Here is a 13,937-nt window from a genome sequence, read left to right on the forward strand (position 1 = left end):
TAATTCTACGAAATACAACTAAACGGATGATCGGTTGTAAATAAGGGGAATTAGTTGTACAAAGTGCAATTAAGTATACCGCATGTACCGTAATCGGGGACTGCGTAATTATTATCTTGCCTTCTTCCGGAATATCAAAAAACTCATGAACAGCCTGGAATCTACACCGCTTGTCAGGAATATCAAATCGCCCCGCAAGCAATACTTCTGCTTGCGGGGCGTTCGCGCGCTCCAACAGGACATTATTCAATTTACAGGAAGATTTTTCCATCCCCCGTATGCCGTAATATTCTCGGCCCCGGCTGCGGCATAGCCTTCGCATATGAAGCCAGTCACTTCCCGGCCGTCTTCGAGCACCACCCGCCCGAGGCCCAGCGGAGCAGGAATGAGCGATGCGAACGCACCCAGCGACTCTGCCGGCATCCGCCACAGCTCCAGCTCGACAGAGCCTCCCCCCTCCGCCTGCCGGAGCAGGCCGGGCTTGGGCGGCACGGTCTGGAGCTTGACCAATTCATAGCACGGGGCCGTCCGCGCCTCCCGCCAGAACCGGGCACCATGCTCCAGCATCTGCTTCTCCAGCGGGAAGCCTCGCATATGAAGACCGCAGACTGCCAGTGTCATCATACCCGGAGATGCCGTCTCATCAGCAGCACCTTCCGGCGGACCGTTCTCTCCAAGAAGCTGTGCGCCCGCTCCGGCCAGCAGATGCTCGCTGTCCGCCAGAGCGAACATCGTGATGCCGAACGGCAGGCCCGCCGCCGCATCCCCGGCAGGAACCGCCACGGCTGACAGATCAAGCAGGTTGCAGTGGTTGGTATAGCGGCCCATATCGGAGTTGGCCCCTACCGGATTACGTGCAACCTGCTCCCGGGTCCAGGTTCCGCCGCAGGTCGGGAGCACCAGCACGGCATCCTTCAGCAGCAGCTCCGCTTCCCGCTTATAGCGCTGCAGCCGGTGCATGGCCTGGAACAGGCTTGCGGCCGTATGGCGCCCGGCCGCCCCGGAAGACAAGATGGACTCCGTCACCGGCAGAACAGCTTCACGGTGATTCTCCACGAACTCACCCAGACCGGCCCAGCGCTCGGCTACCCAGGGACCCTCGTACAAGATAGCTGCCGCTTTGGAGAACAGCGTACAGTCCACCCGTTCAACCGGCAGCCCCAATGCCTGCACGGCAGCTTCGGCCCTTCCCCAGGCCTCCCGGTATTCTTCGGCATGGGGGCCATAGAACTCCGGCGGAGACTCCGGAAGCAGCAGCTTCGCCGGAAGAGCGGCGGGCCACAGCTTCACGGAACGCGACCAGGGGTCGGCTTCATCGAAGCCGCGCGCTGCGCGGTCCACCGCGAGGGCATCCTCCAGATTGTGCGCAAACACGGTGACGCAGTCCAGGCTGGCACAAGCGGGCACTACCCCGCGCACCGGCCAGGCGCCGAGGCTGGGCTTATAGCCGACCAGCCCGTTCAGCGAAGCAGGCACGCGGCCCGAGCCGGCGGTATCGGTGCCCAGGCTGAACACGGCCTGGCCACGGGCAACAGCCACGGCGGATCCGGCGCTGGAGCCTCCGCTGATATATTCCGGGCGCAGGGCGTTATGCGTCTCGCCGTAAGGGCTGCGTACACCGACGAGACCGGTGGCGAACTGGTCCAGATTGCTTTTGCCCAGAGGGATAGCTCCCGCAGCAACCAATCTTGCGACAACCGAAGAGTCATGATCCGGCTGATAAGCATATTCAGGACAAGCTACCGTTGTGGGCAGTCCTTTAACATCGATGTTATCCTTAACGGCGAACGGAATGCCCCACAGCGGATGGCTCTGCGGGTCCAGCTCCCTGAGCCTCTCAAGAAAGGGACGGATATGCGCCTCGGCAGGCGGCTCAATCCAGATGTTCATTGCCTTGTCGCGTGCAGCGCGGCGGATGATCTCCCGGACCACCTCCTCCGGGTCCAGCACACCGCTTAAATATTGCCCGCGCAGCCAGCCTGCGGTCAGCTTGGCGGGAAATTCAGTTGTTGCCGTCATGATGCTTCATCTCCTTCTCTGCGATTCCGTACGTATCCTGCGGCCGCTGCTCATCTCGTGCAGCTTGAGTGCAAGCTGCAGCTCCAGCATATCGTCACCGTCATTCTGGCTGAGTCCCAGCAGCTCGCAGGCCCGTTCTATCCGGTAAGTCACCGTATTATAGTGGGTGAACAGCTCGGCTGAGGTCCGTTTGATGTTGCGGTTGCACTTGAAATACAACTGGAGTGTCTGCACGAGAGACACTCCATGCTTGCTGTCATACTCCAGCAGCGGAACGATGTACTGGTCCCTGTACCCGCTGATCTCCGCAAGCTCCGGCAAATGGTACAGCAGCCGGAAGACACCCAGCTTCCGGTAATCCACATAAGCCCCGCTGTAACCGCTGACCTCGCAGATACGGGCGATTTTGCGGGCGGACTCATAGCTGAAGCGTACCTGGTCGGGACCTTCCGCAAGATCTCCGATGCAGAAGGCGCAGCTCTCCTTGGCAAACACCCGGTTCATCTCAGCCAGCAGTCGTCCCAGCGTTTCCTCCAATGGAATATCCGGCTGCTCCGGAACCGTCAGAACCAATTCCCCTTCAAGGATCGTAAGCTTCACATGCTGAAGATCTCCCCGGGCCCGCACCCGCTTCACCGCTTGCTGCAGCTGCTTAAGCTCCGGCTTCTCCTCCAGCCAGCCGACGGTTACGGCGCGCAGCGGGCGCTCAGGAAGCGGGCAGCCGCAGGCCTCGGCCCGCAGCTTCAAATCCTCAGCTGCGGCAATCCGGCCGCTGATCCAGTCCTGCAGAAACTGGTCGACATACTTCAGTTCAACCTCCCGGCGGGCACCGGCGTTGATCATCTCCAGGCCGACCAGTACACCCACCCGGTCAATGGTTAACTGATCTACAACCGCCAGCTCGCGGTTCCACTCCAGCAGCACCAGCAGGCATTGATCCACCCCCTTGTCATGGACGGACGAGACATATGCGCGGATCCGCCGCTCTCCGACCGTCAGGAAGGTAATCCCCAGACTGCCCTCCTGGCGCAGCTGCATCCATAACGGAAGCTGCTCTGCCAGCGCCAGCGCCTCTGCCTGCGGGGAACAGAGGACCTGATCGGTATCATCCAGCAGCACGACCGGATTATGCAGCATACCATCCAGCGTCAGCAGGAAATCCTCGATGCCGTCGCCATGCAGAAGCTGCTTGGACAGCTTCTGGAAACGGCTCTGCAGCTGGGAGAGCTCCCTGGCCTCCTGCACGAGCACCCGTTCCATAATGTCACGTACAACGTCGGAGAAGGAGATAGCCGCCGGCAGCTCGAAGATCGGGAAATTAAGCTGATCCGCCAGCTCCAGCGCCCGTGCCGGAATTTCGTCGATATAACGCTTTGTCTTGATCCCAAGCGCGGATACGCCCTTCTGGTTCAGCTGGGGAATAATCTCGGTGATGAGCTCCGGCTGACCGTGGAAGGGGAAGCCGCTGGTAATCAGAAATTCTCCCGGACGGACCCAGTCAATCACATCGGGAACCTCCATCACATTGACACGGTTAATGTAACGCCCAAGACCTCCGGCTCCCGCCAGGACCACCGCTTCCTTCAGATCGGGAATCAGCAGGATATCGCTGCAGTTCAATCCGGTGATTACATTGCTGCCCATAGCTCCGCCGCCTTTACTTTAGCTTGGAAGAATACACATCCTCGATCAGTGTGGTGCCAAAAAAATGGTTCGCAGGTACATTCGCCTCGGCCGGCACAAAAATACTGATCTGCTCAGACGGCGAATCACCCGCATTCGCAACGGAGTGGACTACACCCGCAGGTACATGGAAGGTATCCCCGGCCCGGTAGCTGTACCATTCACCCTCGCACAGCAGCTTGACCTCCCCCACAGTGATATGAATAATCTCCACCACATCATGATGGTGCGGTAATACCTGGCCGCCGACGCCCAGCTTCTCCCACAGAATGGAGCTCATCCGGATGCCCAGACGGTCCGCCTGCGCTGCCGAGACGATCTCCCGGTGGTACAGCTCAATATGATTCGGCATTAACTCCCATGTCATGTCCGCCGCTGTCAGCACTTCCGTTTCCTGTGTATGCATAATCCATTCCTCCATGATGTATAAGTTATAGGTATAGGTTGAAAAAAGCCCGCTATCTGCGGCGGAATACAGCCGCTACCGGCCCTCCGCCTTGTGGCCCCTGGTGCTCGCCTCCGCCGGATACGTAGATCATCGGATCGCCGCCGACATAGGCCAGTACACCTCCGACCACGGCCCGCGCATGCCGCGTATGATTGATATCCGAATCATCCAGCATGATATGGCGCCGTCCGCGGATGACTCCGTCCGGATCAGCTTCAGCTTTGGCCAGCACCTGCACCAGCTCCTCACCGGGATACCGGTCCAGCAGGCCCTGCAGCGCTGCGCCGTCAATAGCATCCTTCATGACTGCATGGTCGATGTGATACGGGCCTTCCGCAGACAGCGAATTGCCGAACACAATCACTTCGCAGTAGGCAAGCTCACTTCCGGCTGAAGTAGACGCCACAGCACTGAATTTATCCCAGTTCACGCATATATCTTCTTCACTTAAGGTCGAGCGCTCCACTTCACCCAGGGCAACGGCAGTCCCAAGTGCGGATGCACCCCTGGAATATCCCATGGATTTATAGGTATCCTCTGTAACGAGCGATACCTGACGGCTGTGCGCGTCATATATCTGCTCTGCAGTGAGCAGCGGGCATTTAATCTGCACAAAATGCACATCCGCTTTCACGGTGATTCCGGCATCCAGGACCGCCCGGGCCACGGCATCCGCCACAGCGTCCACCTGGCTGAGCCGGCCCAGCTCCTCCGGCCGGAAGATCCGTGTTCTGGCAGTACCGACCGCAAGTGACTTCAGACCATCAGCATTTATGCCCGTCTCTGCCTGGCCGCTGCGGCTAATTACCGTGAAATGCGGGCTGAGCACACCTTCCGTCCCTCCGGACATCACATAGGATATTTCTGCAGGCCGCTGTTCCTGAGACACCCCGGCGAAGAACGCCTTCAGCGCCATAACGGCATAGCCCCGCGTGAAATCATTGACACAGCCGTTCCCCTCGGTCTTTCCCAGTACAGCTGCAACCTCTTCGGGCCGCAGCACCCCCTCTTCTATCGCCGCCTGCAGGCCGGACATATCATTCGGCGCACCTGCAGGGATTTTGATCACCGAGCATTTCATCACAGATCATCGCTCCTTGTCCAGAAAATAACCTTCTTCTCCAGCAGCCCGATACACCAGAACAGCAGCAGGCCGCACAGCGCCGAAGCAATAATGGCCGAGAACATCACCGGAGTATCCATATGATAGGAGGAGACAAGCACCACATAACCCAGCCCCTTATTGGCCCCGACAAATTCGCCGACAATCGCTCCAACAATGGCAAGCGAGGTCGAGATTTTCAGTGCGGAGAAGATATAAGGCAGACTGGTCGGCAGCCGCAGCTTCCAGAAGATTTCACTTTTGGTTCCTTTATAGGTGGAGAACAGCTCCCAGGCCTCGTATTCAATCGCCTTAAGACCTTTGACACTGTTCACCAGAATCGGGAAAAAGCAGATCAGCATTGAAGCGATGACCTTCGAGGTATATCCGGTCCCCAGCCACACGACAAGCAGCGGCGCCAGCGCAACCAGCGGTGTAGTCTTAAGGGCAATGGCGAGCGGGAACATCCCCTTCTCGATCGGCTTGGAATGAACAAAAATAACCGCAGTAATCAGGCCCAGTATGTTAGCGAGCATGAACCCGGTCAGGGATTCACCCAGGGTAACCAGCGTATGGGACCACAGCGAACCGTCGATGGCCGAGACCACCTGGGTTGGAGAAGGCAGCAAATACATTGGAACCGACAGGAGCCGTACGGCCAGCTCCCACAAGATCAGGAAGCCGAGCGCAAAGGTGACCGGGTACAGGCTGTCCTTGAGTTTGGCTGTCATAGATGCTTCACCCGCTTTCTCAATTCCTTGACGGTCCGGTGGAATTCCGGCAGCTCTTCCATTCCCGCTTGACGCGGTGAAGGCAGCGGTACCGGAATAATATCTGTCACCCCGGCCGGCCGGGGTGACATCATCACCACCCGGTCCGACAGAAGCACGGATTCCTGAATGGAATGGGTAACCATTACAATGCTGCTTAGACTTGTCTCCGGACTCTCCCACAGACGCAGCAGCTCAAAGTTCAGCTTCTCGCGGGTCAGTTCATCCAGCGCACCGAACGGCTCATCCATCAACAGCACGGTCGGATCGGCGGCCAAGGCTCTGGCAATCGCCGCCCTCTGCTGCATTCCGCCGCTGAGCTGATGCGGGAAGTGGTTCTGGAAATCCTGCAGGCCGACCAGCCGCAGGGCGCTTTCCGCCTTTTCACGCGCTTCCTTTTTGCTGAATTTCTTCTTCGGGCCCAGCTCAAGGGGCAGCATGACATTCTGCAGGGCACTGAGCCATGGCATCAGGACAGGCTTTTGAAAAACCATGCCCAGCGACAGATCCGGGGAGGAATACGCAACCTCCCCGCCTCCTTCCGGGCTTAGCAGCCGCAGCATCAGCCGCAGCGTCGTTGATTTCCCGCAGCCGCTCGGTCCGAGAATGGAGATGAATTCATTGCGGTATACGTCAAGACTGACATTATCAAGCACAGGCACATTGCCGAAGGAAAGAGAGCAATTGTGCAAGGAGAGCATCGTGTCCCGGGTACCGGGATTCTTCACAGGGGCGGAATCCATCTGTTCTTTCATCGCTGTTGTCATACCGGTTCCCTCCTTATTTCAAGTACTCATTGGTGAACAATGAGCCGATGTCCTGCTGCTTCTTCACAAAGTCCAGGTCAATCAGATTCTGCTGCAGCGTCTCCCACGCCGCCTCATCCATCGAGCCGAGTGGAAGCTTCTCCGGCTCAAGCAGCGGAATGCTGGCCTTCATCATGCTGACTTCATGCGCAAGATCAAGCTTTTCTCCATATTTCAGGCCGAATTCTGCCGCTTCCTCAGGATGCTCCATCGCATAATCCCAGCCCTTCATAGAGGCCTGTACGAAACTCCGGACCATTTCCGGATTCTTCTCAATCACAGACTCCGTGGTAAACAGGGTATCGGCATAGAAATTGATGCCATAGTCGTTCGGGTCGATAATATTAACTTCCTTGCCCTGCTCCTGCACAGCCAGCACCTCATTAATTACATATCCGGGCCATGCCTTGACCTGGCCGGTCAACAAGGGGCTGAGATCATATTTGATCGGCATCTCTTCGATTTGCGAGGTTTCGATGCCCGCGCTTTTCTCCATAGCACGGAAGGTCAGCTCTTCATTGCCGCCGAGCTTGATGCCCACCTTTTGGCCGACAAGATCTTCCATTGTAGTGATACCGGATTCTTTAAGCGTGAACATTACGAACGGGGTTTTGCGGTATATCGCAGATAACGCCTTAACCGGTACGCCTTTTTCTCTGGCAATAATGATCTGATCAGCACCGGTTACCCCGAACTCCTCACTGCCCGAAGCGACCATCTGTACCGCCGGAAAATCCGAGCCTCCCGGCCGAATCTCGACATCCAGCCCCGCCTCCTTATAGAAGCCCTTTTCAACTGCGGTATAGAACCCGGCAAACTGCGCCTGATGAATCCACTTCAACCTCAGAACAACCTTCTTAAGCTCACCGGAGCCTTCCGCCCCCTGCCCCTCAGCCTTGCCGGTATCCGAATTGTTGCCGCAGGCCGTAATGAGCAGCATTAGTGAAGTGAGCAGGATGAGCGCTTTGGTTCTGGACTTGTTCCACATGGTGATTCCCCCGTTATGATGTTATTTGGAATACTGGTCATTCGTAATTCGTATTTAGAATTGCTCCAGCGCCTTAAGCACCGCTTGCGAATCACTCACACTGCCGAAGACACCGCCCTGCATTTTGACCATATTCAACGCTGCCAGGTGATTGGCATAATCCGTAGCGCCCGTGCAATCCTCCAGGATCAGACATTCATAACCGCGGTCATTGGCTTCGCGCATCGTCGTGTGTACACAGACATCCGTCGTGATTCCGGTCAGAATCAGATGGGTAATCCCTTTATTCTTCAGTATTAAATCCAGGTCCGTAGCATAAAAGCTGCCTTTACCCGGCTTGTCGATAATGTGCTCTCCCGGTATAGGTGCCAGTTCATCAATGATCTGCCAGCCGCGCTCACCCCGTACGAGAATCCGTCCCGCCGGTCCTTCCGAGCCGATCTCAGCACCGATCTGTCTGCTCCGCCACCGTTTATTCGCCGGCAGATCGGACAAATCCGGCTTATGGCCTTCCCGGGTATGGATAACGGTGAATCCGTTAATTTCCCGGATGCGTGCCAGCAGCCGCCCAATCGGCTGAATCGCTCTGGCTGTTAATGAGAGGTCGTAGCCCATTCGCTCCACGTAACCGCCTTTGCCGCAAAAATCCGTCTGCATGTCGATAATCATCAGTGCCGTCTTCGCCGGATCAAGGACGCCGTCATAGGGCCAGGTGTAAGGTGCTGCTGTAATCTGCATGGTTCATGCTCCCCTTCCAGAATTCAATGCATGTATTTAATGTTATGTTTATTAACATTAATTTCATCTTTCCTGCCGTTTGTTAGATTATATTACAACAAATTTGCAATGTCTTCGTTTTTATTACGAAATAATGCGCTAATTGTTTGTGTTATTCTACATATATAACATAAAAGTAACATGCAAACCCCGAATTAACCCCATTCATATATTAAAAAAGCCGCCCAACGCAGGCAGCTCAGCAGCAGTCCGTTCTCCAGCTCAAAGATCCGGCTGTTCTTGCAGAGCAGACTTCTCCCATAAGCTGTAAGCGCTGGGAAACCAGTTTTTCAAGCAATATAGAGCTGCACATTTCAAGATTATTAATAGATTGGCAGAATACAGTTGAAAAATAGCTCCTTAAGTACTAGAATTAAGCTTGTTTGCAGAAGTTCCTACAGCCCAGGAACCAGTTATGACCTTTTTTGTCGATTGCGGTCGATTGAAATCGCCTCATGCTGAGTGTATATCATTGATCTATTTCTAAAGGCAAACTTCCTGAAAGGGTAGGACGCAAAGCAATGGGCCTAAGAATGCAGAGAATCCGCATTTATGGTCGCCAGGCTGCCAATAGAGACCACGTAAGCCATCAGTCACCGGGAGATCCCCCAGGCTTTATGATGCTCTTTTCTGTACGAATGCCATTGATTATACGAAAAAGCGAGGTTAAGATAATGCCGCAGCAATTCATCGAACCAACCCGATATGATTTCGTGGAATCCTTGATGCTTGAACGGACCGGATTCCTGGATTCTTTCTCTGTGGAGGGCCGGACTTCCGGTGGGATGAATGGAGATAAGGATGGAATTATCCTTGTGCAGAATAATCAGATCTTCATTACTCCCCCGCTCTCTGGCGGCAAGCCCGCCCGGATCTCCGCTGTTCATCCTGTAGTGCTGAAGATCAACTGGAAGACCGTTACAGAGCCTACTGAGGTGACCTCAGCGGACCATATTACCTGGGAAATTTGCGAGAAGCCACAGTATCAGATTACAGTTTCACCTGACAAGCTCAAAGTGCATTTCACCTTATACCGTGCAGAGAAGTACGCCTGGAATCTGGTCAATTGCCCGGCTTCCTTCGAAGCCGCAGTCCGGGCCGAGCCTAACCGGGCGATGCTGCTGTCCACGCTCACCATAGAACAGATTCTCTCTTCGCTGGATAACCGCTCCATTCTGCGGAATCTGAATATCCCGGCCCTATACGCCGAACTGAACAACCCTACATATCTCCCTGTCTGTATCGCAGAAGGGAGAGCCCCGCTGCCCGGCAAGAAATCAAGGCTGCAGCTATCCCTCCCGGAGCATACGCTCACAGGTAATGGAATGCTCCGGGAGGGGCGAACTGCGGAAGGTGCAGATTCCTTAGATTATCTGCGGTTTCCGGGAGCACCCTTCGCCAGAGAGGGAGAGGTCTTCGCCCGCAAGCTGCCGCCCGAAGAGGGAATTCCCGGATTTGACGTAGAAGGAGGCATCTTGCCTCCACCTCCACCGCAGGATATTTATTTCGCAGCCGGAGACAATGCACGGCTGCTTCCAAACGGGGAGATCGCAGCTCTGCGTACGGGCAGACCCCGCATCTGCGGAGACTCCGGCAGCGTTACAACCTGCGATTTCCCGGCCCTATGCCTCATCACCAAGGAAACGGCGGCAACGGCCCGTGAGATTATGTTTGCAGGTGACATCGTTGTACCCTCAGATATTGAAGGCCCTATGTGTATTGAGGCGTTAGGGAATGTGTATGTCTACGGCAACGTCTGCCAATCTACAATTACAGCTACCGGCAGTATCTATATAAGCGGTCAAGTAACCGGCTGCAGCCTGCACACCGGACTTGCCGGGGTACACCAGCACCGCCTGCACCGCTTCTCCAGTCTGCTGCTGACTGAAGTTGGCGGACTGCGGGAAGCCGCCCGTCTGCTGGCCAAGAATGTAGAATCCCGCCAGCAATCCGTGAAATACGGTCTGGTGGTTATGCTGCTGCTGGAGGATAAGTACAGCCATATGGAACGTCTGATCAGCGATCTTAAATCCGCACTGCTGTGCATGGAAGGAGCTTCCCGGCCCGGTACGGATCAGCTCAAGCAGATGCTGGAGGTTTTTACCCATCCGGGGCAGTTCACCGAGTTTATCACTGACAGTGTTCTGAACAGCTTCTCCCGGCTGCTGCGTAGTCTGTGTGAAGACATTGAACTGCTCCAGGAGGAGCATGTCTTCATTAATATCGCCCGTTCCCATAACAGTATCCTGGAGTCCGGCGGAGAACTGATCCTGCGGGATTTGGACAGAGATCCTATCTGATCCTGCTGTGACCCCTGACAAGTACAAACGGCTGCCCCTCTTCTGAGGGAGCAGCCGTTTGTTTATTCCTTACCCAGACCGGGTACCGGGGTCTGCAGGACACTCCCGGCCTTCCGGCCCAGCCTGACATTCACCAGAATAATGCTGCTCACAATCAGCAGCATACCGATGACCAGATTCAACGTAATCTGTTCATGCAATAAGACTACACTGGAGCCGATGGAAATCAGCGGAATCAGAAAGGTGAACGAGCCTACCTTGCCGGCCTCTCCTTCATTGATCAGCTTGAAGTATACCATCCAGCCCAGCGCAATCACGAAGACCGCGATGAACAGTGTATTGATTATAAAAGTACTACTCCAGGTAATATCCGCCCAGCTCTCCGAAGCCGAGCCTGCCGCCAGCAGGATTACCCCGCCGATCATGATCTGCATCGCGGTCATCCACAGCATATCTACTCTGGCTGCGTTACGTTTGGTGTAGACCGTAGCCAGCGCCCAGCTGAGTGCACTGGCCAGGGCCAGGAGGACGCCTATTGGCGAGATACTTCCGGTTAATCCCCCAAGGCTTAACGAGGCTACCCCGAGGAAGCCGATGACGAGGCCGGCGATCTTAAGCCCGTACATCCGCTCGCCCAGCCAGATCCAGGCAAAGATTCCGAGCAGCACCGGCTGCAGGAATACAATGGCCGAGAAGAGGCCGGACGGTACATACTGCAGGCCAATCGTCTGGAAGCCATAGTAGAAGACGATACTGAGGAAGGCTGACACCAGATAGACGGGCCAGAGCTGGTGCAAATTCAGCTGCTTCCGCTTCGGCAGAGCCGCGATGATTAGTATAATACCGGCAATGACCGTTCGTATTCCGGCGAACAGCAAGGGCGGGGCATACGTTAAGGCAATTTTGGAGAGCGGCCAGTTGATGCCCCAGACAATAACCAGGAACACTAGTAAGCCAATGGTTTGCTTCCGCTTCTGCATGTGTTCACCTCTTGTTCTGATTTCTTCCCAAATGATACAATAGATTCAGTCATAATTGAAATGAATTATAATCATGAGGGGCATACCAGATTAGATATGAATAATACTCAAATTCGCCTATTTGTCTTAATCGCTGAGAGCCGCAGCTTCACCAAGGCAGGTCTTGAGCTGAATATGACCCAGCCCGCAGTCAGCCGGGCCATCGCCGCACTCGAAGCCGAGCTGGACGTGAAGCTGCTGCTGCGCGACCGGCGCAGCGGATTGATACTGACGGATATCGGCAAGCGGATTCTGGTTATCTGCCGCGGAATCCTCAGCGGCCTTGATAAGATTGACCAGGAGATTGCCGCCGAGAAGGGTCTGGAGAAGGGCCTCATCCGCATCGGCGCCTTTCCGGTTGCCGCTGCCTATTTTGTCCCGAAGATTATCAGTGCCATCACTGCCAAATACCCCGGAATTGAGATCAGATTATATGAAGGTTCGGTCGCCGAGGTGAAGGACTGGCTGGCATCACGGTTCATTGACGCAGGCCTGATGATTCCGCCGGTCGAAGATCTCGCCTCCCTGCCGCTGTTCCGGGAGAAGCTCTACGCCGTATTGCCCGGGGATCACGAGCTTCGGCACAAGCAGATCATCTGTGTGAAGGATCTGGAAGCTCAGCCTATGCTGCTCTGCCGGTCGGGCTACGAGCCTCCGGTAGTGGACTTATTCAACCGGGCCGGAAGCAGGCTGAATGTGAAATACGAGGTCAATAGCTACATTACCGCACTGAACATGATCAGGGAGGGGCTCGCCGTCGGTGTGATGTCCCAGCTCTCCCTCTTGTCGCTGCCGCCGAATGTCGTGGTCCGGGAGCTGGCTCCTGATGCTTACCGCGATATCCATATCGCCGTCCCTTCCCTGGAGGAGACTTCTATTGCCGTACAATTATTTATTGATACTGCACTGCAGCTGTTCTCCGGCAATGAAGCTGCTCCCCCGCCGCTGGCCGCAGCCAGCCTAATTAACGTTAATGATAATAAATAATGATAATGATAAGGAGTGATCATGATGCATTATAAGCGTCTCGGAAACAGCGGCCTGCAGGTATCTGCACTGGGTCTTGGAACCAACTCGTTCGGCAAACGGGCCGATCAGGAGGCCTCGATCCGCATTATTCATGCCGCCATGGATCAGGGAATCAACTTCATCGATACTGCCAACATCTATGCCGGCTCCGAGTCCGAGCGGATTATTGGCCTCGCTCTTGAGGGCAGACGCCATGCTGCCGTTCTGGCTACCAAAGCCGGCCTTCCGAAGCATGACGGGCCTGACGGAAGCGGCTCTTCGCGCCGCCATCTGATGCAGGAGCTGGAAGGCAGCCTGCGGCGGCTGAAGACGGATCATGTGGATCTGTATCAGATTCACACCTTCGATCCCTACACCCCGCTGGAGGAAACGCTGCGCACCCTTGATGATATGATCTCTGCGGGCAAAGTGCGTTATATCGGAGCCTCCAATTATGCTGCCTGGGAGCTGATGAAGGCGCTGGGCATCAGCGAAGCGCGCAGCTGGGCCAAATATGTCTCGATCCAGTGCAGCTATTCGCTTGCCGACCGCACACCTGAAGCAGAGCTGCTTCCGCTGTGTCTGGATCAGGGACTGGGCATCATCCCGTACTTCCCGCTGGCCGGCGGCATTCTCACCGGCAAATATACCAGCAGTGCCCCTGCCGGTTCCAGAGCGGAAACCGATCCTAATTTCCGCCGCTTCCTTACCCCGGAACGCATCTCGCTCGGGGAGCAGGTTAGTGCAATCGCGGAAGAGCTGGACACTTCACCGGCGGCGCTGTCTCTGGCCTGGCTGATGAGCAGGCCGGCCGTCTCCACGGTGATTGTCGGTGCCACCCGGGTGGAGCAGGTGGAGCATAACCTGCAGAGTCTCTCCGTCCGGCCGGATGCGGCAACGCTTGAGAAGCTGGATCAGGCCAGCGCCGCCTTCCGCAGCGGGGAGCCGTTCGCTGTCTATCGGCTGCCATAACCGCAGCCGGCGCACACACAAATAAGCGCGTCCCCGTTGTGCCGG

At 55.9% G+C, this 13,937-nt stretch carries 12 protein-coding genes and 1 riboswitch; of the genes, 3 read left to right on the top strand and 9 right to left on the bottom strand.

Annotated elements, in window-relative coordinates:
• Positions 1-246: 246 nt before the first annotated feature.
• Genes atzF through biuH form a run of 8 tightly spaced genes read right to left on the bottom strand, consistent with a single transcriptional unit; the run spans position 247 to position 8,554 of the window.
• Complete coding sequence (gene atzF / locus R50912_RS31340) at positions 247-2,019, bottom strand: allophanate hydrolase (protein ID WP_042240603.1); 1,773 nt, start codon at positions 2,017-2,019, stop codon at positions 247-249.
• Positions 2,020-2,025: 6 nt separating this feature from the next.
• Positions 2,026-3,663: a PucR family transcriptional regulator gene (locus tag R50912_RS31345; RefSeq protein WP_042240606.1), complete on the bottom strand. Its 1,638-nt coding sequence runs from the start codon at positions 3,661-3,663 to the stop codon at positions 2,026-2,028.
• A 13-nt stretch (positions 3,664-3,676) separates the two neighbouring features.
• The gene (locus tag R50912_RS31350) at positions 3,677-4,108 is read right to left on the bottom strand and encodes a cupin domain-containing protein (RefSeq protein ID WP_042240609.1); all 432 of its coding nucleotides are present in this window, start codon (positions 4,106-4,108) and stop codon (positions 3,677-3,679) included.
• Positions 4,109-4,160: 52 nt separating this feature from the next.
• On the bottom strand, positions 4,161-5,231 hold the full coding sequence (locus R50912_RS31355) for a cyanuric acid amidohydrolase (RefSeq protein WP_042240611.1): 1,071 nt from the start codon (positions 5,229-5,231) through the stop codon (positions 4,161-4,163).
• On the bottom strand, positions 5,231-5,983 hold the full coding sequence (locus tag R50912_RS31360; protein ID WP_042140360.1) for an ABC transporter permease: 753 nt from the start codon (positions 5,981-5,983) through the stop codon (positions 5,231-5,233). The genes R50912_RS31355 and R50912_RS31360 overlap by 1 nt, the downstream gene beginning before the upstream one ends.
• Positions 5,980-6,789, bottom strand: coding sequence for an ABC transporter ATP-binding protein (locus R50912_RS31365; RefSeq protein WP_052416788.1), 810 nt, complete (start codon positions 6,787-6,789; stop codon positions 5,980-5,982). Before R50912_RS31365 ends, R50912_RS31360 begins: the two co-directional genes overlap by 4 nt.
• Before the next feature lie 13 nt (positions 6,790-6,802).
• Positions 6,803-7,816, bottom strand: a complete 1,014-nt coding sequence (locus R50912_RS31370; protein WP_042240615.1) for an ABC transporter substrate-binding protein — start codon at positions 7,814-7,816, stop codon at positions 6,803-6,805.
• A 54-nt stretch (positions 7,817-7,870) separates the two neighbouring features.
• Complete coding sequence (biuH, locus tag R50912_RS31375) at positions 7,871-8,554, bottom strand: biuret amidohydrolase (protein WP_042240618.1); 684 nt, start codon at positions 8,552-8,554, stop codon at positions 7,871-7,873.
• A gap of 517 nt (positions 8,555-9,071) precedes the next feature.
• A riboswitch (cyclic di-GMP riboswitch) is annotated at positions 9,072-9,165 on the top strand.
• Between the two features lie 102 nt (positions 9,166-9,267).
• On the opposite strand from biuH, the gene R50912_RS31380 reads away from it, so the two are divergent.
• Positions 9,268-10,893, top strand: a complete 1,626-nt coding sequence (locus tag R50912_RS31380) for a flagellar assembly protein A (RefSeq protein ID WP_042240620.1) — start codon at positions 9,268-9,270, stop codon at positions 10,891-10,893.
• A 62-nt stretch (positions 10,894-10,955) separates the two neighbouring features.
• On the opposite strand, the gene R50912_RS31385 is transcribed toward R50912_RS31380, so the two are convergent.
• Complete coding sequence (locus R50912_RS31385) at positions 10,956-11,873, bottom strand: DMT family transporter (protein WP_042240621.1); 918 nt, start codon at positions 11,871-11,873, stop codon at positions 10,956-10,958.
• A gap of 96 nt (positions 11,874-11,969) precedes the next feature.
• Between R50912_RS31385 and R50912_RS31390 the strand changes: the two genes are divergently transcribed.
• Together R50912_RS31390 and R50912_RS31395 are read left to right on the top strand one after the other, a co-directional pair.
• Positions 11,970-12,899, top strand: coding sequence for a LysR family transcriptional regulator (locus R50912_RS31390; RefSeq protein ID WP_042240625.1), 930 nt, complete (start codon positions 11,970-11,972; stop codon positions 12,897-12,899).
• A 24-nt stretch (positions 12,900-12,923) separates the two neighbouring features.
• Positions 12,924-13,892 carry an aldo/keto reductase gene (locus tag R50912_RS31395; RefSeq protein WP_042240627.1) on the top strand — a complete coding sequence of 323 codons (969 nt, stop codon included), beginning with the start codon at positions 12,924-12,926 and terminating at the stop codon, positions 13,890-13,892.
• Positions 13,893-13,937 lie beyond the last annotated feature (45 nt).

This window comes from Paenibacillus sp. FSL R5-0912 (assembly GCF_000758605.1).
Lineage (GTDB): Bacteria > Bacillota > Bacilli > Paenibacillales > Paenibacillaceae > Paenibacillus_AQ.

Excerpts from the sequence above, each read along its gene's own strand:
- atzF (WP_042240603.1), bottom strand. The coding sequence starts at position 2,019 with ATGACGGCAACAACTGAATTTCCCGCCAAGCTGACCGCAGGCTGGCTG.
- R50912_RS31345 (WP_042240606.1), bottom strand. The coding sequence starts at position 3,663 with ATGGGCAGCAATGTAATCACCGGATTGAACTGCAGCGATATCCTGCTG.
- R50912_RS31350 (WP_042240609.1), bottom strand. The coding sequence starts at position 4,108 with ATGCATACACAGGAAACGGAAGTGCTGACAGCGGCGGACATGACATGG.
- R50912_RS31355 (WP_042240611.1), bottom strand. The coding sequence starts at position 5,231 with ATGAAATGCTCGGTGATCAAAATCCCTGCAGGTGCGCCGAATGATATG.
- R50912_RS31360 (WP_042140360.1), bottom strand. The coding sequence starts at position 5,983 with ATGACAGCCAAACTCAAGGACAGCCTGTACCCGGTCACCTTTGCGCTC.
- R50912_RS31365 (WP_052416788.1), bottom strand. The coding sequence starts at position 6,789 with ATGACAACAGCGATGAAAGAACAGATGGATTCCGCCCCTGTGAAGAAT.
- R50912_RS31370 (WP_042240615.1), bottom strand. The coding sequence starts at position 7,816 with ATGTGGAACAAGTCCAGAACCAAAGCGCTCATCCTGCTCACTTCACTA.
- biuH (WP_042240618.1), bottom strand. The coding sequence starts at position 8,554 with ATGCAGATTACAGCAGCACCTTACACCTGGCCCTATGACGGCGTCCTT.
- R50912_RS31380 (WP_042240620.1), top strand. The coding sequence starts at position 9,268 with ATGCCGCAGCAATTCATCGAACCAACCCGATATGATTTCGTGGAATCC.
- R50912_RS31385 (WP_042240621.1), bottom strand. The coding sequence starts at position 11,873 with ATGCAGAAGCGGAAGCAAACCATTGGCTTACTAGTGTTCCTGGTTATT.
- R50912_RS31390 (WP_042240625.1), top strand. The coding sequence starts at position 11,970 with ATGAATAATACTCAAATTCGCCTATTTGTCTTAATCGCTGAGAGCCGC.
- R50912_RS31395 (WP_042240627.1), top strand. The coding sequence starts at position 12,924 with ATGCATTATAAGCGTCTCGGAAACAGCGGCCTGCAGGTATCTGCACTG.